This window comes from Polystyrenella longa (assembly GCF_007750395.1).
In the GTDB taxonomy this organism is placed as follows: domain Bacteria; phylum Planctomycetota; class Planctomycetia; order Planctomycetales; family Planctomycetaceae; genus Polystyrenella; species Polystyrenella longa.
The window spans coordinates 1,945,001-1,968,989 of sequence record NZ_CP036281.1; the positions used below are offsets into that span (position 1 = coordinate 1,945,001).

At 50.5% G+C, this 23,989-nt stretch carries 16 protein-coding genes, 2 rRNA genes and 1 pseudogene (1 of these 19 only partly in view); 13 read left to right on the plus strand and 6 right to left on the minus strand.

Annotated features, from left to right (window positions below; translation table 11 throughout):
• The 7 genes from Pla110_RS07260 to Pla110_RS07290 form a co-directional block, all read left to right on the plus strand.
• A 23S ribosomal RNA gene (locus tag Pla110_RS07260) occupies positions 1-83 on the plus strand (it extends 2,819 nt beyond the left edge of the window).
• A 248-nt stretch (positions 84-331) separates the two neighbouring features.
• Positions 332-441, plus strand: a 5S ribosomal RNA gene (gene rrf / locus Pla110_RS07265).
• A 225-nt stretch (positions 442-666) separates the two neighbouring features.
• A complete protein-coding gene (locus tag Pla110_RS07270; RefSeq protein WP_144994680.1) occupies positions 667-1,353 on the plus strand; it encodes a peroxiredoxin family protein in 687 nt (228 codons plus the stop codon).
• An 83-nt stretch (positions 1,354-1,436) separates the two neighbouring features.
• Positions 1,437-3,332, plus strand: a complete 1,896-nt coding sequence (locus Pla110_RS07275; protein WP_144994682.1) for a serine/threonine-protein kinase — start codon at positions 1,437-1,439, stop codon at positions 3,330-3,332.
• Positions 3,333-3,494: 162 nt separating this feature from the next.
• Positions 3,495-4,739 (plus strand): M14-type cytosolic carboxypeptidase, encoded by a 1,245-nt coding sequence (locus Pla110_RS07280; RefSeq protein ID WP_144994683.1) that lies wholly within the window; start codon positions 3,495-3,497, stop codon positions 4,737-4,739.
• Between the two features lie 133 nt (positions 4,740-4,872).
• On the plus strand, positions 4,873-6,744 hold the full coding sequence (locus Pla110_RS07285; RefSeq protein WP_144994685.1) for an RNA polymerase sigma factor: 1,872 nt from the start codon (positions 4,873-4,875) through the stop codon (positions 6,742-6,744).
• Between the two features lie 162 nt (positions 6,745-6,906).
• Positions 6,907-8,769, plus strand: a complete 1,863-nt coding sequence (locus tag Pla110_RS07290; protein WP_144994687.1) for an RNA polymerase sigma factor — start codon at positions 6,907-6,909, stop codon at positions 8,767-8,769.
• On the opposite strand, the gene Pla110_RS07295 is transcribed toward Pla110_RS07290, so the two are convergent.
• The 4 genes from Pla110_RS07295 to Pla110_RS07310 all read right to left on the minus strand — a co-directional run bounded on the left by Pla110_RS07295 (position 8,763) and on the right by Pla110_RS07310 (position 15,765).
• Positions 8,763-10,631, minus strand: a complete 1,869-nt coding sequence (locus Pla110_RS07295; protein WP_144994689.1) for a heavy metal translocating P-type ATPase — start codon at positions 10,629-10,631, stop codon at positions 8,763-8,765. The genes Pla110_RS07290 and Pla110_RS07295 overlap by 7 nt on opposite strands.
• Before the next feature lie 89 nt (positions 10,632-10,720).
• A complete protein-coding gene (locus Pla110_RS07300; protein ID WP_144994691.1) occupies positions 10,721-13,708 on the minus strand; it encodes a PVC-type heme-binding CxxCH protein in 2,988 nt (995 codons plus the stop codon).
• 50 nt (positions 13,709-13,758) lie between these two features.
• Positions 13,759-14,781, minus strand: a complete 1,023-nt coding sequence (locus tag Pla110_RS07305) for a formylglycine-generating enzyme family protein (protein WP_197440563.1) — start codon at positions 14,779-14,781, stop codon at positions 13,759-13,761.
• Between the two features lie 711 nt (positions 14,782-15,492).
• Positions 15,493-15,765: a hypothetical protein gene (locus Pla110_RS07310; protein ID WP_144994695.1), complete on the minus strand. Its 273-nt coding sequence runs from the start codon at positions 15,763-15,765 to the stop codon at positions 15,493-15,495.
• Between the two features lie 280 nt (positions 15,766-16,045).
• On the opposite strand from Pla110_RS07310, the pseudogene Pla110_RS23110 reads away from it, so the two are divergent.
• From Pla110_RS23110 to corA, 4 genes and pseudogenes are all read left to right on the plus strand, one after another.
• Positions 16,046-16,162: pseudogene (locus Pla110_RS23110) on the plus strand (HNH endonuclease); the annotation flags it as partial.
• Between the two features lie 16 nt (positions 16,163-16,178).
• Complete coding sequence (locus Pla110_RS07320; RefSeq protein ID WP_144994697.1) at positions 16,179-16,688, plus strand: SMI1/KNR4 family protein; 510 nt, start codon at positions 16,179-16,181, stop codon at positions 16,686-16,688.
• 245 nt (positions 16,689-16,933) lie between these two features.
• Positions 16,934-17,884: a sugar phosphate isomerase family gene (locus tag Pla110_RS07325; RefSeq protein WP_144994699.1), complete on the plus strand. Its 951-nt coding sequence runs from the start codon at positions 16,934-16,936 to the stop codon at positions 17,882-17,884.
• 307 nt (positions 17,885-18,191) lie between these two features.
• Positions 18,192-19,283, plus strand: a complete 1,092-nt coding sequence (gene corA / locus Pla110_RS07330) for a magnesium/cobalt transporter CorA (protein WP_231742943.1) — start codon at positions 18,192-18,194, stop codon at positions 19,281-19,283.
• Positions 19,284-19,381: 98 nt separating this feature from the next.
• Here corA and Pla110_RS07335 read toward each other — a convergent pair whose 3' ends face one another.
• Positions 19,382-20,980, minus strand: coding sequence for an NAD(P)/FAD-dependent oxidoreductase (locus Pla110_RS07335; protein WP_144994701.1), 1,599 nt, complete (start codon positions 20,978-20,980; stop codon positions 19,382-19,384).
• Between the two features lie 261 nt (positions 20,981-21,241).
• Here Pla110_RS07335 and lpxD point away from each other — a divergent pair, with 261 nt between their 5' ends.
• Complete coding sequence (gene lpxD, locus Pla110_RS07340; RefSeq protein ID WP_197440565.1) at positions 21,242-22,324, plus strand: UDP-3-O-(3-hydroxymyristoyl)glucosamine N-acyltransferase; 1,083 nt, start codon at positions 21,242-21,244, stop codon at positions 22,322-22,324.
• 118 nt (positions 22,325-22,442) lie between these two features.
• A complete protein-coding gene (locus Pla110_RS07345) occupies positions 22,443-23,342 on the plus strand; it encodes an LpxI family protein (protein WP_144994705.1) in 900 nt (299 codons plus the stop codon).
• Positions 23,343-23,545: 203 nt separating this feature from the next.
• On the opposite strand, the gene Pla110_RS07350 is transcribed toward Pla110_RS07345, so the two are convergent.
• Complete coding sequence (locus tag Pla110_RS07350) at positions 23,546-23,932, minus strand: FHA domain-containing protein (protein ID WP_144994707.1); 387 nt, start codon at positions 23,930-23,932, stop codon at positions 23,546-23,548.
• Positions 23,933-23,989: the final 57 nt, after the last annotated feature.

Below are 23,989 nucleotides of genomic sequence, written 5' to 3' on the forward strand. Positions count from 1 at the left end.
AAGACGACCAGGTCGATAGGCTGGCTGTGTAAGGTGAGCAATCATCTCAGCTGACCAGTACTAACGGACGAACGCTTGACCACTTTGATTTTTGACTTTGTGACGGTTTTTATTGGAACATGGTTCCTTGTGAAACGTTGCCGATCAAGATCAAAGCGGACAATTTTACAAACAACCTGACCTGGATATTATATCCAAGCCTTAGGTATGAAATGACGACTCAGATTACAACCTTTTGTATATGACAGAAGGTCGTTGCTTTACGGCAGCGATTACGAAGTCACAGCAGAGGAGTGCGGTCAACTTCGGTTGATTGGTGCCTCTGTTCATTTCCGGTGACTATACCCAGTTGGAAACACACGTTCCCATTCCGAACACGTTCGTTAAGCTTCTGGGGCCGATGATAGTGCATACCAGTGCGAAAGTAGGTCATCGCCGGAATTAACCAACGAAACCTTCTCGATCCTAACCGGTCGAGAAGGTTTTTTTTATGCGCGCTGCGGAGATGATACAAATTGAACTGAATGGGAAATACGCTCGCCCTTGTTCTTTCTTCACCGAAAATCGAGAATACAAGGACGATGGAGCAGGCATAACTGCATAGAAGTGCGTACTGGATGATAGAATCCAGTAGAAAGGCTTCTTACAAACCTTCAGGAGTGAGTCATGCTGCAGTTTAAAGGAGAATTATTTAATTATGGAGTCTGTTTTTTCGCGATAGCCATAGTTTGGGGATTTGCAGGATGCTCGAATCAGTATGGTGGATATGTGTCTAAAGATGATCCGCACTTTAAAAACTTCAGTTTCAACGCTATAGCTGAGACCAACACAGAGTTGCCAGCGTCGCCAGCTGAGATCGAGTTATTTAACCTCGAGGGTGAGAAAGTCGCATTGAGTGACTATATCGGTAAGAAAAAAACGGTTCTCGTAGTCACTCGAGGTAACACTGTCCCTATTTGCCCGTTTTGTTCCACGCAAACGTCGCGATACGTAATGTATTACAAGCGATTTCAGAATATGGGAGCAGAAGTTTTACTGGTCTATCCTATCGAAAGCGAATTTACGCGTGATGGAATCGATCAATTCCTGGCAGAGTCACAACAGAACCATGGTTGGAAGCAGGAAGAAACGGAATTGCCGATACTCATCGATTCAGAATTGGAATTGGTAAATTACCTAGGCATTCGCAAAGACCTCTCCAAACCATCGACTTATATCTTTGATGAATCGGGTGAGATTACATTCGCTTATGTCGGACGTGACTTAACAGATCGTCCTTCGATTCAGTCGGTTCTTGATCACCTTGAGGACTTACCGGAGGTCTCGTCAGGAGAAGTTGATCCGGAAGAGTGATCCTAATGCCTCGTTCCTGTCGAGCTCTTCAATTGCTTTTCATTAATTCCTCTCCCTTTCTGACTCGAATATAGATCTGTTTCATGTCTTCTTCTGACGAGAACAATCGGTTTTTCGCCATGGCCATCCAGCTCTCTCTCTTATCAAAAGAGCAGTCGGATTCATTGGAGGCTGAAACCAGGGAGCTGGGACAAAACCCTTTCGAGCTGTTATCGGAAAAGGGATTACTCTCGGCGGTGCAACTCGACATTCTGCAGACGATGCTCGCGCCGGAAAAAATTGTTCCCGGGTACAAAATTCTCGACGTTGTTGGGCTTGGTGGTATGGGTGTGATTTATCGCGCCAGGCAATTAATGCTCAATCGGGAAGTCGCTCTTAAGACGATTTTACGCTCACAGGTGGGGGCTCCACATGTGGCTCGTCGGTTTCAGCAGGAAGCGCAAGCCGTAGCGAGACTTCAACATCCTCATATTGTGACGGCCTATGATTTTGGGGAACGGGATGGCCGATTTTATTTTGCCATGGAACTGGTAGACGGAGTCAACGCCGATCAGTATCTGAAGCAGCAGGGGCCGTTGGAAGAGTCGATCGCATTGGCCATCACCTTGCAGGCAGTTTCCGGACTGGCTCAGGCGCATGAGCAAAATATCATTCACCGCGATATCAAACCGGCGAATTTGCTGCTTACTAATCCACCCAAAGGTTATCCGCTGCCGGATAACGTTCCGCTCGTCAAGATCGCCGATTTTGGCCTCGCGTTTTTAACGGAACAGGGAGAAGACCGCACGCGACTGACCTCTTTGAATTCTGCGATAGGCAGTCCGAACTACCTCGCCCCAGAACAGTTAGAGAGTGATGGGGCGGATTGTCGTGTGGATATCTATGCACTGGGCGCGACGTTGTACCATTTTCTGGCAGGGGAAGCACCTTTCAAAGCGAATTCACTGAACCAGATATTGTCTCTGAAATTGTCTGGTAAATTAATGTCGCTGTCGGAACTGAATGCGAAGGTCTCCTCGGAAACGGTTTCGTTGGTTGAACATATGATGGCTTCGGATCCTGAAAAACGTATTTCGGATTACGGAGAGTTGTGGAAGCAGGTATCCCAGTTGCTTGATAGAACAGCAACTGGCGGAATGACCGGGAATACCGTTCTTTCTCACAACAACATAACTACGAAAATGACGTCTACGTCAAAAGACAATGACTTCGATAAAACGGTGTTAGTATCGGACACCACGATTTCAGGCGAGGTTTCAGCTACAGGTCGCGGAAAGCCACTCACTTGGGTTAAGTTGGGGCTGCTGGCTGCTCTCTTGATTCTAATAGGCGGAGGGGGTTATGCCTGGATGCAGGCATCGCGAGTTCCTCCCCGCCCGCAGCTGGAATCGGGGCCAGGAGTGAACCTGTTTACTGGTGTCAATCTGTCGGGTTGGAAGCTCTTGGAAGGGCAGGTCAGTCCTGGCGAAGGTGAAGAGGGAGAACGTTATCTGGTGGTGGATGATGAGAGCGCGGCTCAAATAGATCTCTGCCAGAGATTAATCTCACTGCTTGTTGATTCAGAGGACTGTCCTGAGAACTATGTCACGGAGCTTCAAATCGAGCTGGTTGATTCGGATTCCGTTACAATCGGTTTCGCATCGTCGACTGACGGAGCGGAATGGGGAATTCGTTTGACGCCGACGCAAGCGGAATTAGTAAAAAGTGATAATGGCTCCATTCCGAACGGAAAGGAACAGGCTCTCTTTTCTATGGCAATAGACACGCAGGGGCTGAATTCCGTGAAACTGATGCGTGATCGGGAGTATTGGTTTCTGTTTCTCAACGGATCTCAGATTGCCTGGGTGCCGTTAGACGAAACGATTCAGGACGGTACAAGCATATTGAAGCTGTCGTCGGCGGGAGGGGCTGCCTATTTCAGCGACTTGAAGGTGTTTTCAATGCGAGAGAGACGAAATGAGAACGCAATTATCGAATGACTGATGCACGTGGCGATACTGGTATCAAGGATAACGCTTTCTACGTACACCAATGATGGTGTAGACTGGAATCTCTATTCCAATTCATACGATCGCTTTCGACATCTTCTGTAATGTCGTGTGAAGCGGCTGTACAAGAGGTTCATTAGGATCGGTCAGCGCATGCGCCACATCTTTCTAATTATCATCGCTCTGTTTCTCTTGGCAGGGCCAGCAATCTCGGCCGAGTTGGTAGTCCGTTCTGATTTTGAAGGTGGCTCTGCTGAAGTGGTTTCGATTTCAACATCGGAACGGAAGGTGACAGTCCGACCCGCCTTGAAAAAAGGAAGAGGGTTTCCCTGCTGGTGGTATTTTCGGCTGACTGGGCTCGATGTCGGCGAGTCTTATCAAGTAACCACCGAACCCGCGCGAGGCGTCTACCGGCAAGATGAAGTGCTGGCTGCCCAGTGGTCTCTGCCGGATCAGGCCGCGATCAGTTTTGATGATCAAGATTGGAAACAGACCTCCACCGGTAAGAAAAGTAACGGGTCGATAACGTACCAGTTTCAGGCTGAATCGCCCCAGGTCTGGTTAGCGTGGGGGCCTCCTTTTCTGCCTTCAACGGCCGAGCAATTATTAAACAAGGCCAAGGCTGAATTGCCCGAGGCAGAGATTTTCGAACTGTCCGAGACGCGTCAGCAACGACCAGTAAAGGGAATTCGATTTGGAGCTGTGGATCGACTGGAAGAAAAGCCATTTGGAATATGGGTGCAGGCTCGGCAACATGCCTGGGAGGCGGGTGGAAGTTGGGTTGGTCAGGGGTTCCTGCAGTGGGCGATCAGTGACGAACCTGCCGCCGTAGAGCTTCGGTCAAAATCAGTGATCCATTTTGTGCCCATCATGGACGTCGATAACGTGGCGGATGGGGCTGGCGGGAAGAATGCTTTTCCCCGTGATCACAATCGAGATTGGGATGACCGGCCCGTTTACCCGGAGGTGCGTGCCGCGCAAGAACGGATCAAGTATCTGGATCATGAGCAGCGGTTTGACTTATTCATCGATCTGCACAATCCGGGGGCTAGCGAAAAGGACGCTTATTTCTTTGGTCCCAATTTAAAGCAATTAAGTAAAACGCAGCGTCAGAACTATGACCGCTTACTGAATTGTGCCGTCGATCACATCGGCAAGATGAAAAAGGAGTTTCTGTATCCCAGTTATGTGAAGGACGACGAGGAATACAATCGAATGAGTGGAACCTGGGTGATTAATCACACTGCGGAGCATGTCGTCTCAGTTACCTTGGAGACGGGTTGGAATCGTCCGGAGGGAAACCAATTGGGTTACCAGCAGGTGGGGGCGGAGTTAGGACAGTCGATAGGGGATTATTTCCAGAGGAACCCTCGAGAAGTCGATGCGGATTCAAAATAAAAAACTCCAAAGTGGAAAATAAAACAGGTTTACGCATGCGGATCTGTCAGGTCGGGCATCCTGTAAGAGAGGATGTAAGTGAAGAGATTCCAAAGGTAAATGAATTCCCTGTCCGCCTGCCGAAAGCAGATAGATGAACCTGCATGAAGAACGACCGATAAAGTCTTCTTGTTGTGACTCCGAATTACTCGGCCGAGTCGTGTCGGAACGCGATGTTTCCGCGTTAGAGTCGTTGATCCACCGTTATTCGGGGCTGGTGATGGGGATCGCCCGTCAATTACTTCATCGACCTGAGGATGCCGAGGAGGCATTTCAGTCGACCTTCCTCAAACTGACCGAGAAGGCGCCGGAAATCAAAGACGCTCAGGCCCTGGCTGGATGGTTGCTTCGCGTTGCCCGGAACGAATCATATCAGCTTTTACGTGGTCAGCAGCGCGCCCCTCTCCATTTTGAATCCACCGTTCTGGAGCAAACCGTGATCGCACCTGTCGAGAATGAGAACCAGCAGGACGTGCAACTGTTACTGGACGAAGTGGAACAACTACCGGAACAGTATCAGTCGGCGATTATTCTGTGTTATCTCGAAGGCAAGACACATGAAGAAGCGGCCCGCCAACTCGATCTGACGAGTGTGACAGTCAAAGGAAGGTTGGAGCGGGGACGGAAATTGCTCAAACAGCGATTGCTTAAACGGGGTGTAGGGTTAGCGGTATTACTGGCAGCCTGGGAAGGGCAGCAGGCGACGGCGGCAGCTGTTGTTTCGACGGCGCTGATTCAACAAACGGCTTCGGCATGTGCGGGTTCGATGCTGGTGTCGACGGGAGTCACAGCCAGTGCTGTGGTTGCAAAAGGGACTATTACGACGACGTTAGTCGGGGGAAAGAAGTTTCTAGCCGGAGTCGTGGTGATACTTTTAGCGATAAGTGGCGGCTCCACCTATCTGTTGAGCGGTAGTGCGGAGAAGCAAATCGAAGTGGTTGCGAAACCTGAGAAAGTTGAACAGGCTGAAGGGAGAATATCAGAGAATGGCATTCCTCCCGCAGAAGGTGTATCGAAAGAGATGCAGGAATTGATCGCAAAGGTGCGAGAAGAGGAAGCCAAGTATAATTATATCGAATTTTTTCAGAAGGCCGAGACGGAGGAGTATGGGCCTTTGGTTGATCCGTTGTCAGGTTCTAATCTCGATCCGCGTCAACCCACTGGATATATAACTAACAATCAACTAAACGACGAAAATTCAGTAGTGTTTTCAAAATTGTGGATAGGAGAGATGCTTGTTTGTCGACAGAGAAACAAATTCAGATTGAACTCGCCCGCCAAGCAGATTGACTCAGTCATACATACGGACGAAAACGGGGAAAAGACACAGAAGTATATGACTCGGCTTACAAGAACGATCCAGACATATTATGACGACAATCGTTATCAGCGAATCTACATTGATGATTACAATTTGCCGTCGACTGACAGGGTCTGCTCATTGCCAATGCATGGTGTCAGTGATCCTCATACGAAAATACCTTGCTTCAACCTCGGTTTGTCAGGCATCCGTTTGTCCGATATCTTGAGGGGCGGAACAGAATATGTGGAACCATGGACACAAGTAAAGTCGAGCGTGATTGTAGTCAGTAAAATAGTGAAAAAAACAGAAATTAATGGCGAGCCAATAATCGTCGTTCGCAGCGATTATCTGGGAACCATGGGAGACGATGATGAGATTTACCGATATCTGGCTGTGAATAAGAATTATATTCCGATGCGTGTTTTCCACTGGGAGAATCGTTCGGATGGATCACGTGAACTTTCCGACGAGTGGAATGTTTCAGAATGGCAGGAGATAAAGCCTGGGATTTGGTTTCCAATTAAGATCGAATCGAAACGGAAGAAAATAGGAGGCAGTGAAGATTCCGGATTGTTTAAACAGACTCGCTTCGAATACGAAGTTCTCTCTCTCAATCCTAATTATCCGGATGAGTTCTTCCGATACCAGGAACCTGCTGACTGACCTAGCGTCTTTCTGATTCTGGAATCGTTGTCCAGAAATTTTGAGAAATATTCCAAATTGAGTGTGCCGTTCTGACGAGGTGGGTATCCTGTCTGGGTGAGGTGAGGGTGGTTATGAACCGTTTTCGCCCGGACTTAGGGAACTCATGCTGGAACTGGTGAAATGAATAAGCCGATGGCTTCTCAGGCTACTTTTAAAGAGGATGCCGAACTCCTGCGCCGAGCAGTTGAGGATCGGGATTCCGCCGCTCTGGAAGCCTTGATTGAACGGCATTCCGGGCTGGTGATGGGAATCGCCCAGCAGATGGTGTCGAATCGCGATGACGCTGGAGAGGTCTTCCAGGCAACGTTTCTTAAGCTTGTGGAACATTCCGACCGTATTCGGGACCGGCAGGCAGTCGCCGCGTGGTTGTTTCAGGTCGCTCAGAATGAATCGCGTCAATTACTTCGACGTCGCAAACGTGAGCCTGTTTCATCAAGCCCTGAAATTCTGGAGCAAAGCGTGATGGCCCCCACACCTTCCGACAGCCCGGCGGAGCTACAGTTCCTGCTTGAGGAAATCGAGCAGCTGCCCGAGAAATACCAGCCTTCGATTATTCTCTGTTGTCTGGAAGGTCAATCGCGTGAAGATGCGGCGGCTCGACTGGGGCTGACGAGTATGACCGTCAAAGGACGATTGGAGCGGGGGCGGAAACTGCTCAAACAGCGATTGCTCAAGCGGGGCGTGGGTTTGGCGGCGTTGCTCTCAGTTTGGCAGGCAAATCAGGCGACAGCTGCGACGATGGTGTCGACGGCACTACTGCAACAGACCGTTCAGTCTTGCACGAGTTCTGTACTTCTAACAACGACGGGAAGTACCGCCGTTACCACGTCCACATTTTCCAAGGGAGCCATTCTGATGTCGATTTCAGGTAAAGGAAAGTTATTGTTCGCCGTGTCAATGGGACTGCTTTTCATCGGAGGAGGTGCGGTCTTCGTGATGAATTCCGGTTCGAGTGAATCAACACCAGCGGCCATCGCCGTTAAGCAGGCGGAAGCACAGAAACAGCTTGAGTCCATTGGCCCTGTGGGACTCACGTCCGAATTGATGAAGCTCGTTGAATTAGTGAAGGAGCAAGAAAATCGCTACCGAAACATGGAAGTAAAGTTGCATTCCAATGCGGAGTTTCACCTGCCGCTCTCGAATCCTCAGCCCGGATTTGACGTCAGTCCTGATCATCCAACGGGGGAATGGGACGATTCGATGGCTGGAGATGGAAATTCACTTCGTCCGATGCCGAAATATGTGACTTTGGAGGTTCAGGGTGTGGCCCAGCAGGAGAAGTTCAATATTCGTCATAAACATACGAGTACATTTTCCGTCTTGGGTATGTCAGATTCCGAAGAGGTCGTGTCTCAGGAATACATGACTCATGTCAGAGAAACTCAGTTCCTCTACGATGGGAGAACTCTGAATTTAAGAGATAGTGTACGACCGCCTAAACAGGTTGCTACGACCGAAATCGAACAAGGTTATCTGTTACCGCATTCGGTTCTGCTACTCCAGCGTCACATCGCGCGACCACTGTCGGCAGTACTGGCGGGGGAGAAGCCGAACGAACATCAGAAACTGATCTCGCAAAGGGATTGGTATACTACTTGTGAAATTCTGGGGGAAGAAACGGTGAAAGGGGAACCTGTAATAAAGGTGCGTTGTCTTAGCTCCCTTCCTGACTCGTATGGAGAGCAAGACTGGTACGACTACTTTTACCTTGCAGTTAATCGGAACTACATTCCAATCAGATCTGAGTCGACTATGGTGTCCGATCCCCAAATCCTACAAAGCTATGAGATAACGAGTTGGCAGGAACTAGAACCGGGGCAATGGTACCCCCAAATTTCTACGGCAAGTATCTCATCTCCAGGACCCTCGGGAATGGACGAATCCAAAGTCATGACAATGGAAACGAAGTACGAGGTGATTTCGACGGAAACAGAATACCCCGATGAGTTCTTTCAATATAACGAGGAAGAAAAAACTCAGTAGTCTGTCAGTTGCTTTGGGGGTAGAGCGACGCGGAGGGCGTTGAGGACGGCGAGGACGTCGATGACTTCCTGGAGAATGGCGCCGGCGACGGGGCTAAGGTGACCAGAGGCGGCGATGAACATCGCGATGATGCTGAGCAGCATGCCACCGACGGCGCTTTGGAGAGCGATCTTTCGCATGCGGCGGCTGATGTGCATCAACTCGTCGACTTTCTGGAGTGACGAGTCGAGGACGATGGCGCCGGCAGCCTCGGTGGTGACGTCGCTGTTTTGGCCGAAGGCGATTCCGACCGTAGCGGCGAGCAAGGCGGGAGCGTCGTTAATGCCGTCGCCGACGTATAAGGTGTCTGCTTTGGTTGTCTCCTGCTGGACGATTTCGAGTTTTTCTTCCGGACTTTTCTCTGCAAGAATGACTTCGATGCCGACGAGTTCCGCCAGATACCGGGCTTCGGATTCACGGTCGCCAGAGAGGAGCATCACACGCTCAATATGATGCTGCGGTCCCAAGTGATGAATGAAGGATGCTCCTTCTCTGCGGGGAATGTCTCTGAATTTATACGTCGCCGCGTATTCATCATTAAGCAGGACGATACATTCCAGTCCGGACGTTTCTTCAGGAAGTCGGTCGGTCTGCTCTGGGAATTGTTTTCGAAATCCTCTTCTGTTGGTGATTCGCAATTGCTCTGAATCGACGACGGCGCGAAGTCCCTGACCGGGGGCTTCGCTGATTTCTACTGCTTCCCACTGGGAGAGTTTTTCTTCCCGGGCTTTCTTGACGATGGCGTTGGCGAGGGGGTGTTTGGAGTACTGCTCGACGCTGGCGACCAGGGCCAGTATTCGCTGGCCATCGAGCCCGTCCGCGTAATGCTGCTCGGTCAAGCGGGGTTCGCCATAAGTGAGCGTGCCTGTTTTGTCAAAAATCATGGTGCGGCAATGGTCGATTTTTTCGAGAACGGACGGATCTCGAATGACAATAGCTCGTTTAGCGGCCAAGGAGATGGAGCCAATAATGGCGACCGGAATCGCGATGAGTAGCGGACAGGGAGTCGCAACCACAAGCACTGCCAGAAACCGAATTGGCTCGCCGCTGAAAAACCACGCTGCGAGAGCCAGGGAAACGGCGATAGGCGTGTAGATGGCTCCAAGTTGATCACCCAGTCGGCGGATACGTGGTCGCTGTGCCTGGGAGGATTCAATGACTTTGACGATCTGTGCGTAGCGGGAGTCGACAGCCAGTTTGTCGGCCCGAATCGTGAGTGGGCTTTCGCCATTAATTGCTCCCGACATCACGGTCGAGCCTGGCGTTTTGGACATCAGGTAGGGTTCGCCCGTCAGGTACGATTCATCCATGACGCTGTGGCCATCGAGAACTGTGCCGTCGATCGGACAAACTTCGTGAGGAAAGACAACGACAGTGTCACCGACTAGCAACTCTTCTGCAGGTACATCCTCCAACGCATGATCGTGCTTGCGATGGGAGGTGGAGGGCATCCGTTTCGACAACGCCTTAAGTACCGCGGAGGCACTGCCAACAGCATAAGCTTCCAACGCTTCTCCGCCGGAGAGCATCAGCACGACCAGCGTACCCGCAAGGTATTCACCGAGCAGGATCGACGTCACGATCGAGATACCGGCAAGAAGATCGGAACCAAATTCCCGCTTCAACAGATTGAGCAGCAACTCCCAGACAAGGGGGACTCCCCCGAGTACGAGTGCAATAAACAAGGGGAGGTTTAGCACCAACGGGTTGTCGACTGATGTGAACCAGCGAAGCCCGAGGTGCAGAGCAATCGCAACGACGGCGAGTGTCGCGATCAGTAACATCTTTTGTTTGACGAATGAGGTGAACAAGAGGTTTGCCATAGACTTTTAAGGTTCGCAGCATGTTTCTTACTTCATGCTACCGTATTTAAGTTGGACAAACTATTGACTCACTTCCTGCTCACCAGAAATTAATTGGCCTGTAGGTAACCGAACAGGTCCTGGAGATCTTGATCGCTCAGTGGTTCCAGAAGCTTCTCTGGCATTAGCGAAAGGGAAGATTCATCCATTTCGTCGATGTTTCCCCGGTTGATGATGGTTCGGTTATTCTGTTTGTCAATTAAGGTAACCGTGTTGTCGTTAGAGTCGGCCAGCAATCCGGAGAGGATACGTCCTTCGTCGGTGACTACCGTGTACATGATGTACTGGGAGCGGATCATCGCGCTGGGGTCGATGATGTTTTCCAGCAACTTGCGACGATCTTTCCGTTCGGCACCCGTCAGATCTGGCCCAATGGTAGTTCCTTCCCCGTGCAGTTTGTGACAGGTTCCGCAGGTTTTCACGAAAACCGTTTTTCCCTTGGTTGGATCGCCAGCAGAACGCGAGAGGATTTTCAAAACCGCTTTGATGCGTCCTTGTTTCTCCTGAGGAGTTGCAGGTTTGATGGTGCCCCAAATCTGTTTAATCTGCTGCTGGATTTCGGGATCTTGATGGATCAGAAACTGACGGACCTGGTCGAGAGTCACGTCGGCAGAGTCGATTTGTTTCGATTCGACTCCCGTGAGTAACAGACTCGCCCAAGTCTGGCGACTGCAGAGCAGGGTGATCGTCTGATCTTTAAGTCTTCCCTCCCAGGAAGAGAGATTGTCCAGGAGTCGTTCTCCGATAGTGGAATCATCAAAACGACCGAGTGCCTCTAATGTGGCTAACCGCAGTGGTTGATTCGGGCTTGCTTCCAGCTGTTCTAACAAGGGTACGATCACAGCGTTTGACCCTGTTTGACCGAGGCAGGTCGTTAAGGCGATACGTTCCTCGTCGGAGAGTGTTTCTCCCTGGAGCAATTGAATCGCCACAGGTTCTGCTTCTGCCAAACCGAATCGCAGCCCAAGTTGAATGATGTTTGGATTCTCCAATGACGATGTTAGAAGTTGTTGGATCGCTGGTTTGAGCGACGGCGGTATAGCGTCTAGTCGACGTCCTTCGAGTGCGGTTGTCATTCCTGTGACCAGCGACTGACGGGTTAATTCGTCTGGGGCCAATGCGAGCAGGGAAGCGAGGGCGTCATAGCCAGCGGTTGATTGTTCGGCCGTGTATCGCCGCGCGATGCGTTCCAGTAGGACATTCTGTACGAGTGGCTGCTGCCAGGTAGACGGTTGCTGGAAGAGAGCCACGACCTCATTGGAATGAGAAACCGCTTTGTCCTCCAGTGCCCACCAGATCAACAAAGGAATAAACGGATCATCCAGGTCTTCGGACTGTTTCCATAATTCGAAGATGAGAGGCAAAGTCTGTTCGCTCGAGAGACGTTTGGCGGTGCAAGCGAGTTGACTGCGGACGATGGGACTGGGATCGGACTTTGCCAGATTCAGGCAGGCTTTAAAGAATGCAGGGTATAGTTCTCCTGAGTCTCCATGCAGTCGGATGGTCCACGCCCGAACATATTCGTGAGGGCTGTTGAGAAGGTCGAGGGCCAGTGCTTCTGTCATCTCTCCCTGTTGGGACAGAATCCAGAGGCCTTGCAGCGCTAGCACCTCATTCTCTGTGTTGAGGGCCCGCTCACTTAGAGCGGTGGTCAGGCTCGCTTCTTTCTGAGTGACTAACAACCTGCGCGCATGGCGAACGAACCAGGCGTTGGGATGTTCAAGAAGCTCCAGTAATTGGTCAATGTTCCGTTGTTTCAAATCTCCGGCGAGGGCAGGGAACTTGGTGACAGTCTTCGGTCCGACGCGGAAGATACGTCCGTCGAAACGGCTGGGCATGTACCATTTGCCATGATTCTGCGGAGAGGAATGCGCGATGTTGTAGTCGTACCAGTCGGCGACATAAAGCGCACCATCAGGACCAACGGCGGACTCAACTGGCCGGAACCAGTTGTGCGTCGAGGTGATGAAATCACCTACCGCCCTCGTAGCAAATGTTGATCCTCGTTTTTCTACGGTGCTCCAGCGCATCGCACTGTGGCGGGTATTGGGGGCGATACAATTATTATTGAACTCTTCCGGAAAGGCGCCTCCCTGATACAAGACAAACCCACCCGTCAGGCTGTCACCGACGTAACCGTGATGCTGGACGGGTTGGAAGTAGCCATAGGTATGCGGATTATGAAGGGGGCCATGTTTGCCGAATCCTTTAACGTAGTAGGCGCCTTGCACATGATGGACGAGCGGTTCCACGGTATTTCCACCGGCAAACACATTTCCGTACTGGTCGAAATCGAGTCCGAACGAGTTGCCGCCCCCTTCTGAGAAAAGTTCGAACCGGTCGGTCTCGGGATGGTATCGCCAGCAGCCCTGTTGAAACTCGATTCCACGGATGTTCGCGGTGACGGTACTTCCCTGGACTCCGTACAACCAGCCATCCGGCCCCCAGGTGAGGGAGTTGGCAAACGCATGCGCGTCATCCATTCCGAAACCGGTTAATAGAACCTGCGGATCGCCGTCGGGCTGATCATCTTGGTTTGCATCAGGGTAAAACAACAGGTAAGGGGGTTGGACGACATACACCCCGTGATGATCGAGTGCAAACCCGGAAGCGAGATTGAGATTCGAAAGAAAATGGGTGATGAGTTCCATCTCCCCGTCACCATCCTGATCCTGGTAGATGGAGATTCGATCTTCGCCCTGTGGACCTTTGGGAGGAGGTTCAGGAAGTTTGTCGTACTTGGTTCGCAAGTACTGATCGACTTCGACCGCTTTCAACCCATTAGGAATCGGGTATTGCAGATACTGTAGAACCCACATGCGGCCCTTTGTATCGAATTCGATGGACAGCGGTTGGCTCACATCAGGTTCACTTACGACGACAGAGGCTTCAAACTCTTCGGGCAAAGTGAACGTCGCCAGTTCTTCTTGGGGAGTCAGTTTTCCAGCGGTTTCCGGTTCATCGGCAAGTAAAGACGTGTAACTGAGACCGATGATTACCAAGAGCGGCATCTGGATAGACATGTAACGAGGGAACATTGCAACTCCGGTAGGGTCGGGCCAGTATTAGAGGAAATGCTCGAGTCTGTTCAGGGTTGTGGTTTGCCCAGGCAAATTCGGAAACCATCGCGCGAGTCCGAATAGGAATCGCTCATTAAGCCAAGTCGGACGGCGCAACGGGCATTACCGGGAACATCGAAGTAGTTCCCTCCTTTGCAAACAGGGCGTCGGTTTTCTTCCACCCAGTTCAATTCTTCGTGTCCCCCTGTCGGATCGAAATGGTCGAGGACAATCTCCCAGACACCTCCGCACATATCGGCGAGGCCGAAACCGTTTCTACCGTTCTCTCCATAGTGATCGACTGGAGAAACGAACGCGTAACCATCGCTCCAGGGAGCATTGGCGAGGGGCCAGATTTTGTTTCTGCCCGGAAGAAAATCGACAGCGGAAATATTCAAACGACCTTCCCCATCTTTCAAATCATCCCCCCACCAGAAAGCGGTACTTTCCTGTCCGCCACGACAGGCATATTCCCATTCTGCTTCGGTTGGAAGGCGATACTCCAGATCTTCATTGATTCTGCCCGCGGCTCGTTCTTTCTTAGTAAGCCATTCGCAGAATGCACGTCCGTCATTCCAACTGATGCAGACGACGGGGTAACTGTCTCTCACGGGAAAACCGAACCCGGGATCGCGCCAGCTTTTGCCTTCGACTGAAATCCAGGGGTGGGGTGGTGCCTTAGCCGTGATTTCCCAGTTGGGGTCGAAGACCTGTGTCGAACCGTTCGGTTTCTCGGCGTCACTGACATAACCTGATTCGTTCACAAACTGTTTGAACTGCCCGACAGAGACTTCAGTGCGGCCCATCCAGAAGCCATCTTTCACCCGCATGGAACGGGGAGCTTCCCCTTCGTAGGATTCTCGTTCGGTGCCTGGTGTTGCTCCCCCTTCGATACCGGTCGCCCATGCTTTTTCTTCAGGGGTACTTCCCATCTTGAACTCACCCGCGGGAATGTAGACAAGCTCGAGTCCTACATCGTTACCGAGATCGACAACTTGACTCTTTTCTTTCGTCGGCTCAGTCGCTGATAGGTCCCGAATAGAGGCTACCATGAACGATATCAAGCTGATGGTAAGCATGAACCGTAATGAGAATGACGCTGTGCGTTGAACCCGATTATGAAGCATAGAAGAGGCCCTGTGCGGAAAGCGGAAAGGAAATGGAAAGTGTATTCACTCTTAATCAGCGTAGATTTAGGTATGGTGGATGTCAAGACGCGGGATGGTGAAGAGGGTCTGCGGAGAAGGGTAGCAAATCGATAACCTCAAATATGAAAATGTAAGGCCGGCTCGTTTTTCTCACGGGGTATTCGCTGGGCTGGGGTGATCGAGTACTGGTTTAACCTATCGAAAGTCTCGGGCAATTTCACGAGTGACGTGGTAGCCACCTATGAGGCAACCAGGAGACTTAACAATCAAAACGTCTCAGTGCGTCTCATCGACTTGTTTGTGCAGCGTGGTGTCCTTAACCACATTCGGAGTTACAACGGTCTGGAATTCACCGCTGAGCGGATAGAGAGGATCAAGAAAATGGCCGAAGTAGGTTTAAGAATGAGAGTCGTTCGGCGGCAAGTTTCGAGAGGAACTGCTTGATGACGAGATCTTCGATAGAATATTGGAAGCGTAAAGTGATGATCGAGCGTTGAAGATCAGAATACAATGCGAACCGAACACACAGTTCTCTGGTCTACCTGGCCCCGGTGCCTGAAATTAAACTTACTCAAACCGTTTGCCTCGTTAAGCTCACGCTGGCGGATAAAGTATTTATAGCTGTGTCATGATTGTAGCTTCCCGTGTCACATCATTAACCAAGACGGGAAGCATCTGCTCAACAGGATTGCATTTGTCCGGAGAATAATCGCGGATGATAGTTAGCTCGACAAGGTAATTGCCGTGAGTATGAGGTGGGCCTACTTCTCTATCGTATTCCTCTTTGGAAATATGCTGGATTCGCTGACAATTAACAATGGTTTCTCCTTTTTGAGTTGCGTAATCAATGGCGATACTATTCGCTGTTTCCTGATCTACTAATTTCATCAAACAGTCCTTCGTATTTAAAAATATCACTATGATGTCAATTGGAAAAACTACAGCTCACTTAAAGCATACCACAATTTAGGGGCCGTTGGCCTGCCCCCCCCTTAACTGAGGCCAGATCCTGATTTCAATTCAAGGTTCTGGATCAGAAGAGAACTCAATCATGTCCGCCCAACGACATTTATCCGAACCGATTATTACCAAGCTCCGGGAAGCGGAGGTCTACCGACTCAGGCAGTGACACACGTGCATGGTTTGACGAAAGTGAAATCGATACACATGGCATCATGATACTGATTTTGGCATAATGCAATTGGTTCCAATGGATCTCCACCGACAAGTACCTCATGTGGGCGGTATACGCCTCTGGTGGATTCACAGAAATTACCGAAGATAAATAGCAAAGGTGAATAATGACAATCCTTCTGGATGACGATGAACGACCAAATATAACAATTCCCCAAATCACAACATGTCATGATCAACTTGGTTGCAATCTACCGAAAGAATATAAAGAATTTTTAATGAATCATAATGGTGCATTTCCAGAACCGTCTTCTTTTCGTATTAAAAACGACGACTTGCTGCATTCAATAGATATTATGTTATATCTGGATTCAAATCTATTTGAACCGCGAGCAGATGCGTTTTATCAGACAATTTCTTTTACGCTTGAAAAAGAGAAGGATTATATACCCGCGGGTAGTTTCGTCATCGCAATCGTTGACAGGGACGATTTGTTACTGCTTTTTTATGAGGGAAAGAGAAAGGGTGAGATCTGGTTGAAAATAGAAACATACGAGTCCCCTATGAAAGGAGAGAATGGATACAAGCGAGAACAAGGCTTGTGTAAAGTCGCTTCTTCGTTTACAGGATTCATTGAGAAATTGATACCGAATGAAGAAGACTTGGATGATGACTAGAGGCAAGAACCCCGTAACCGCGGCTTGGCCCTGATTTGTAATTCAGGGATCTGGATCAGGAAAATCCATAAGCCTTCCGGATCATTGATATCCTATGAAAAGTGTTCTGTGATGGGGGACAGCCTTTCTGGTAATTGCTGGCCTCCGGGTTGCATTTGCACTCGCAATTCGACTTACTATGATGGGAGAACGCGTTCTCGTCGTTCACTTGGTTGATTAACTGTTCCGTTTTAGAAAGTCTTGTGATGGATTTGCTGAGTACCATTTCCGGTTCGATGCTGGAAGGATTTTTTCCGGCGGGTTGGGACCTGAAGAAAATTGATGACTGCGTCGATGACGATCCTGAATCGATCACTACACCGCAGTCGTGGTGGAATCCTGACTTTGAACCGATTCCGTGCGAAGATGTCGCGGACTTCGATATGATGCTGGGGCACGAAATCGCGCATACCATCAAGCAGAGCCGCGACGCGGGCGAAAAGCTGGCGATGATTCTTCCCGTCGGTCCCATGGGCATGTATCGCTGGGCGGTTTACTTCCTGAAAGAATGGAATGTGGCCTGCGATCACTGTTATGGATTCAATATGGATGAATGGAGCGATTCCGAAGGAAACACGCTCGAATCCAATGATCCCGGTGCTTTTCAAAATGCGATGGCAGATGCGTTCTATAACCCTCTCGGTGATCTGACCATTCCTGAATCGCAACGTCACTTTGCGACTCCGGATGTTCTACCGACCTACGCCGAGAAGATTGCCACCTTGAAAAAAGAAGGGGCGAAACTTGTTTGCATCTTTGGTATTGGTCGCGTTTGTCACATCGCTTTTTGGGAACCTCATTTCGCAGAAGAGTTTGGTTCCGAGGAAGAATGGAAATCCCAGACACACCGCCTTGGTGCAAGACTGCATCCGTTAACCATTGAGCAGAACGCGATTACCAGTTTTAAAAGCCGGACCACTCTGGTACCTGCATTCGCAAATACAATCGGTCCAGGCCTCTTTTTACAGGCCGATAAAATCATCGGGGGAGCCGATGGAACATTATCCCGCGGGATGATGTGGCAGGGGCTGAGTCTGTGGATGACTTTACGACACGGGCCTTCCACCTGGATTCCTTCGACCTACATGCCGACATTGGCCGGGCGTCTGTTTTACCTGAAAGAACTGGCAGGGCCGTTGAAAGCAGAGTGCAATTGATGACTGGTGGAGTGCAGTCGACGCATCACCACTGTCTCTGTTTTCTACTGTCCTTATCGATGTGAAACAGCTAAAAGGTGGCAAGGCGAATTGTCCTGCCACCTTTTCTTTATCTATGTTCAATTTATCTATGTTCAATGACGTTCCTCTTAATAGCAGGTTTAATCACCGACACAGGAATCACAGGCATAGAAGAGCAACTCGGCTTGCGGGTTCATTTCCAATCGATGCCGATTCCAATAGCACAAAGTGACAGCCCCTCTTCTGTCTCGCTTATCTCAAAGTCCTAATTACAAAAGGAATAACGATGTTTGCATCGCTGTTCACGAAGCGTCAACCGAAAGTAGGGGCTCGTCCCGGTACTCTGGTCATTCCCAAAGAGGCTGAAAAACCGAAGATTCGAAGGATCAGCTATTCTCCAGAAGAAGTGATCGATGAAGAGATCACAGACGTGGCTCATCTTTCCGAAGCCTTCAAAGAAGGGCAAATCAGTTGGGTGGATATCCACGGATTTGGAGATCGGCAAACGATTCAGCAGATCGGTGATCTGTTTGAACTGCATCCGTTATTGCTTGAGGATGTCGTGAATGTTCCGCAACGCCCCAAAACAGAGGCCTATGGTGACCAGATTCTGATCCTGGTGCGGATGGTGCAGGTCTATGAGTCGGGCGAGATTGATATGGAGCAGGTCAGTGTAATTCTGGGCAAAAACTGGGTGTTAACCTTTCAGGAAAAATCGGGCGATATTCTCGACCCCGTGCGAAAACGCATTCGAAATAAAACCTCCAGGATTCGCAATTCACAGTCCGATTTTCTGGCCTATGCCATCGTTGATACGATCATCGACGCCTACTATCCGGCATTGGAATTGCTCGGTAATCAACTCGAAGAGTTCGAAGATGAAGTTATCATGGACCCGACTCCGGAGTTGTTGCGAAAGCTACACCGAATGAAGAATCGGCTGGTCAACCTGCGCCGCAGTATCTGGCCACAGCGGGAAGCGATCAATCGACTGGTGCGGGGAGACTACCCTTCGATTTCTGAAAATGTACGAATTTATCTACGTGATACTTATGATCATTGCGTGCAGACGTCGGAAGTCGCGGAGATGTATCGCGAGATGGTCACCGGCTTAATGAATACGTATCTCTCGTCGATTGCCAATCGCACGAACGAAGTGATGAAAGTCCTGACGATCATGGCCAGCATTTTTATTCCGCTGACTTTTCTTGCCGGTATTTATGGCATGAACTTTGACCATATGCCTGAGCTGCACATGGAATGGGCCTATCCGATGGTTTGGATTCTGATGTTACTGACCGCCGGTGGGATGTTGTACTACTTCTGGCGGAAAGGCTGGATTAGCTTGGATGCTTCATCCGTTGAGAATGAGGAATAGCAGGAAACCTGGTTCCTGAATCTGCGGGACAAAGCAAGTTACCAGAGCGTAACAAGAGAGCAGGGTGTAGCGAGATCGCGATCTTGCAGAAGAGCTATCTAATGGGCCAAAGCGTGTTCGCTCACGATCGTTCGTGCTGAACGGAGTCCGTCGACGGCAGCACTGACGATTCCACCTGCATAGCCAGCTCCTTCCCCGACGGGGAATAACCCTTTGATGTCGGGGCATTGGCGGTTATCCCGATCACGGTCGATGCGGACGGGGGCGCTTCCGCGCATCTCAGGGCCGACCAGGATGGCATTCTTCAGATAATCGCCACCCCATTTACTGTCGAGTGCCGGCAAGCCTTCCTGTAACGTCTTCAGGACGTTGGGGGGAAGCACCTGTCGAACGTCGGACGGTCGAACTCCTCGTTCGTAGGAGCAGTCCAACTTGTCTGCCGAGTTTGGGCTGCGGCCTTCGAGGAAATCTTCCGCGCGTTGGATCGGCGAATGGTAATCCCGTCCGGCGATATCAAAGGCGATTGCTTCGTACTGCTGCTGTATTTTAATTCCAGCCAGTGGATGGGCACTACCGAATTCTTCCGGTTTCAGCGTCACCATGAGACCGCTATTCCCATAGGGAGTGTCGTGGCGTGACCGGCTCATTCCGTTCGAACAGAACATGCCCGGTTCGGAAATGCTGGGGATAATCGTCCCGCCTGCACACATACAGAAAGTGTAGAGATCTCGATCACCGCAAGTGGCGTTCATGGTGTAATCGGCTGCGCCGAGTAGATCGAGGTATTGCGGGTGACCGTATTTATGATCGTTGATCTCAGTCTGCGGCTGTTCAATGCGAAGACCCAGCTGAAATGCTTTTTGAACGAAAGGGACTCCCTGTTCGAACAACTGCTGGTAGGTATCTCGCGCACTATGTCCAATAGCAAGGATTAAGTGATTCGTTTTGATATGGCCAGAAGAGGTATGGATTCCGACAATACGTCCTTCGTTAATATCGAGCGATTCAAGCCGACACCCGAATTTGTATCCGCCCCCCATCGCTTCAATCTTGCGACGGAAGTTTCGGCAGATCAGCGGCAGCCGGTTGCTTCCCAAGTGAGGGCGGTGTTCGTAAAGAATCGATTCCCGGCCACCACACTCGATGAATCGTTCGAGAGTCCAGTCGACGTCGGAGCCCGTCATTCGGCAAGTCAACTTCCCATCGCTGAAGCAGCCTGCGCCACCTTCGCCGAACAGATAATTATTTTCCTGTGCGAATTCACCACCCCGATCGAAGTTGCGGATCTCCGGGACCCGTTCTTTCACGGCATAACCGCGTTCGATGATCAGTGGCTGGAACCCCTTCCACGCGAGATAATATCCGGCGAGAAGTCCTGCGGGGCCAGAGCCAATGACGACGGGACGATGGGCGAGACGTTCCGGATGGGCGTCATGATCCTCAAAAGTCGGGGGGGCATAGAGCGAAACGTGTGGATTTTTCAGTTTGGCCAGATGGCGTTCCGCATCGGGCAGATCCAGGACAACTGAGTAGACATACTTCAGTTGAAACCGCGATCGCGCGTCGAGGCTTTTTCGCAAAATTCGCCAGTCAGGGAGCGAATCGGCCTTAATTTCCAAGCGTCGGGCAATGGCGAACCGCAGAGCCTCTTCTGGCTCCTCAACGGGCAGACGGATATTGACGATGCGGATTAACATGGAAAGAACTGACGAGGGTGAGGGGGTAAATCGGAGCTTAGGGTACGCTTTGAATATTCCCAACGCAATCTCCGAATGTCGAACTTTGCGGAGAAACTCGCAATTTTTGAGAGGACCTTTCGGTTAGTGAGATGGCTCACACAGCAAAGTCCTCTTGCCGCAGATTCATGAAATCATTAAAAAACAGCGTGGATAACTAAATAATAGGGGAGAGACTTCGTCTCGACTGGAACTCAGAAATAGACTGCAGGGATGCGATTCATGACATGCACCGCTCTACAACTTGCTCAATTGTTGAATGCGGAAATTATCGGACCTCATGATCTTACCATAACAGATGCGCAACCTCTCGATTTTGCAGAAGGGAAGCACGTCTCTTTTGTTGGTGAGGCGAAACACTTCAAAGTGTTACGGAAAAGTCTTGCGGGGGCCGTTTTGTTGCCACACTCATTGAAGGAAGAGATCCCCGCCGATGAATTAACCAAACGAACATTTTTGCTGGTAGACGAAGTTCTCGATCAATTTATCGAAGCGATTCAATATTTCCGACCACAGCGGACGCTGCCCGATATCGGTATATCGTCGCGGGCGATTGTCGCGGAGTCGGCTTCTGTCGGCGCGAATACCCATATTTATCCCAACGCCACCGTCGGCGAAGAAGTCGTGATTGGAGAAAACTGCCGAATCATGTCCGGAGCTGTGATCGGCGACGGATGTCGATTGGGTGACAATACGACAATTTACCCCAATGCAGTGCTGTATCACGACGTCATTCTCGGCGATAATGTCATCATTCATTCGAACGCAGTAATTGGGGCCGATGGCTTCGGATATCGTCTTCAGGAAGGACGCCACGTCCGCATTCCTCAGTTGGGAACAGTCCGAATTGAAAACGACGTGGAAATCGGCGCTGGTTCTACCGTTGATCGTGCCATGGCAGGAGAGACGATTATCGGAGAAGGAACCAAAATTGATAACCTCGTGATGATTGCACACAACTGCCGGATCGGAAAACACAACGTCTTCGCTTCGCAGGTAGGCTTCGCAGGTTCGTCGACTTCAGGTAATTATGTCGTCTGTGCCGGGCAGGTAGGAATCGCCGACCATGTTCATCTGGGCGAAGGTTCGGTCTACGGAGCCAAGTCAGGAGTCAACAGCAGCAAGGAAGGGGGCAAAACCTATCTGGGTGCCCCGGCAGAGCGAATCGATTTGGCCATCAAAGCAGCAAAAGTCGTTTCGAGACTTCCCGAGCTACGTCAACAGGTTCGCCGTTTGGCAAAGCAGGTAGAGCAGCTTGAGGCCGAACAACAGAAGACGGCTGCCTCCGAAGTTGATGCTGCCTGATCAGAGATATTCAATTGACATTCAGAGTTTAATCGAACACATTTTCGAATTGCAGAATCAAGCGGTTGTTTCCGTTTTCCGAAAGCAATCAATTGACCGGGCATCATTCAGGGATCGAATGAGTAATTTAACCGACAGTCAGATAGGACTCTACGGCGACCGCAAGAAGATTGGGTTGCTGGCTGGAGCGGGGCAGTTCCCCATAGATTTCGCCCGAGCTGCGCGTCGTCAGGGGCATTACGTCGTCGGCTTAGGTGTCCAGAACATGGCTTCCGACGAACTGAAGTCCTGTTGTCACAGCTACACGACCATCCCGCTCACTAAAATCGGACGAGCGATTCGCAGCTTTCGTCGTGCTGGGGTCAACCAGGCCGTAATGGCGGGTAAAATTCACAAGGTCGTTCTGTTCAGGAAATTCCGCTGGCTGCGTAATCTTCCCGACTGGCGTGCGGTTCACATGTGGCTCAGCTACGCGTCGCACAACAAGAAGGATGACACTTTGCTACTCGCCGTCATCCGCGAATTTGAACGTGATCAAATTATTTTCGAATCGGCCCTCGACTATTGTCCGGAGTTACTCGTGCCCCACGGATTTTTAACGAAACGTAAACCGTCCAGCTCCCAATGGCGCGACATCCGCTTCGGTTGGGATCTCGCCAAAGAGATGGGCCGCCTCGATGTCGGTCAAACAGTTTGCGTGAACGACACCGCCGTCATCGCGGTGGAAGCGATCGAAGGGACAGACGAAGCGATAAAACGAGCGGGCACCTTGTGCAAGCGAGGCGGCTTCACCGTCGTCAAGGTCGCCAAACCACAACAGGATCGCCGTTTCGATGTTCCCACTGTCGGTCTTGAAACGATCCAGAACATGTACGAAGCAGGCGGACGCGTCCTCGCTATTGAAAGCGGTCAAACCATCATGATCGCCCAGGACGACGTCATTCAACTCGCCAACCGGCTGGGAATCACGATCGTCTCCCTCCACGCCGAAGAACTGGCCCTGTCGGAAGCATCTTGAAGCGGCGTCTTGTAGTGCTCTGCCAATTGATAAATGTCAGGTGGCATGCAAATTGAGTTTGAAATACAAATCATTAAGGACCCAAAAGGTTGGGGCAAGTGTCATGACCGTTTCCGAGGTGTTTTTGGGCCTCCATGTTTCAAATAAGCACGATGCAATATCTTGAAAATTAGTGGTAGATAAAGCACTACAAGAAGGTCATCTCAATCTTCAATCAGCCGGACATCGCTGTCACTGCCATCGGCCGTCAATAATTCTTCATCGGCGAAGCTATCGTCGAGAATTTGGTTGATCAGGGGTTCGTCCGGGCCGAGGTAAACTTTGAAACCGATGCCGGCGAAGAAGAGTTCATCTCCCGGAAGCAGGGCACCACGGGTGACCTTTTGTCCATTGACGCGGGTGCCGTTGGTGCTGGCGAGGTCGCGTATATACAAAAGGCCATCTGTTCGGGCGATTAGACAGTGGAGCTTGGAAATCGAATGTTTATCGATGTACAAGTCGCAAAATCCCTGTGAACGACCGACTAATGTCAAATCGTGTTCAATAATGATCGGATCGCTTCCGTCGAGCGGAATAAGTTTGGCGAGCATCGGATTGAACAGGGAAGGCCTGTGAGAGATGAAAAAAGAATGAATAGCGTACGTTCA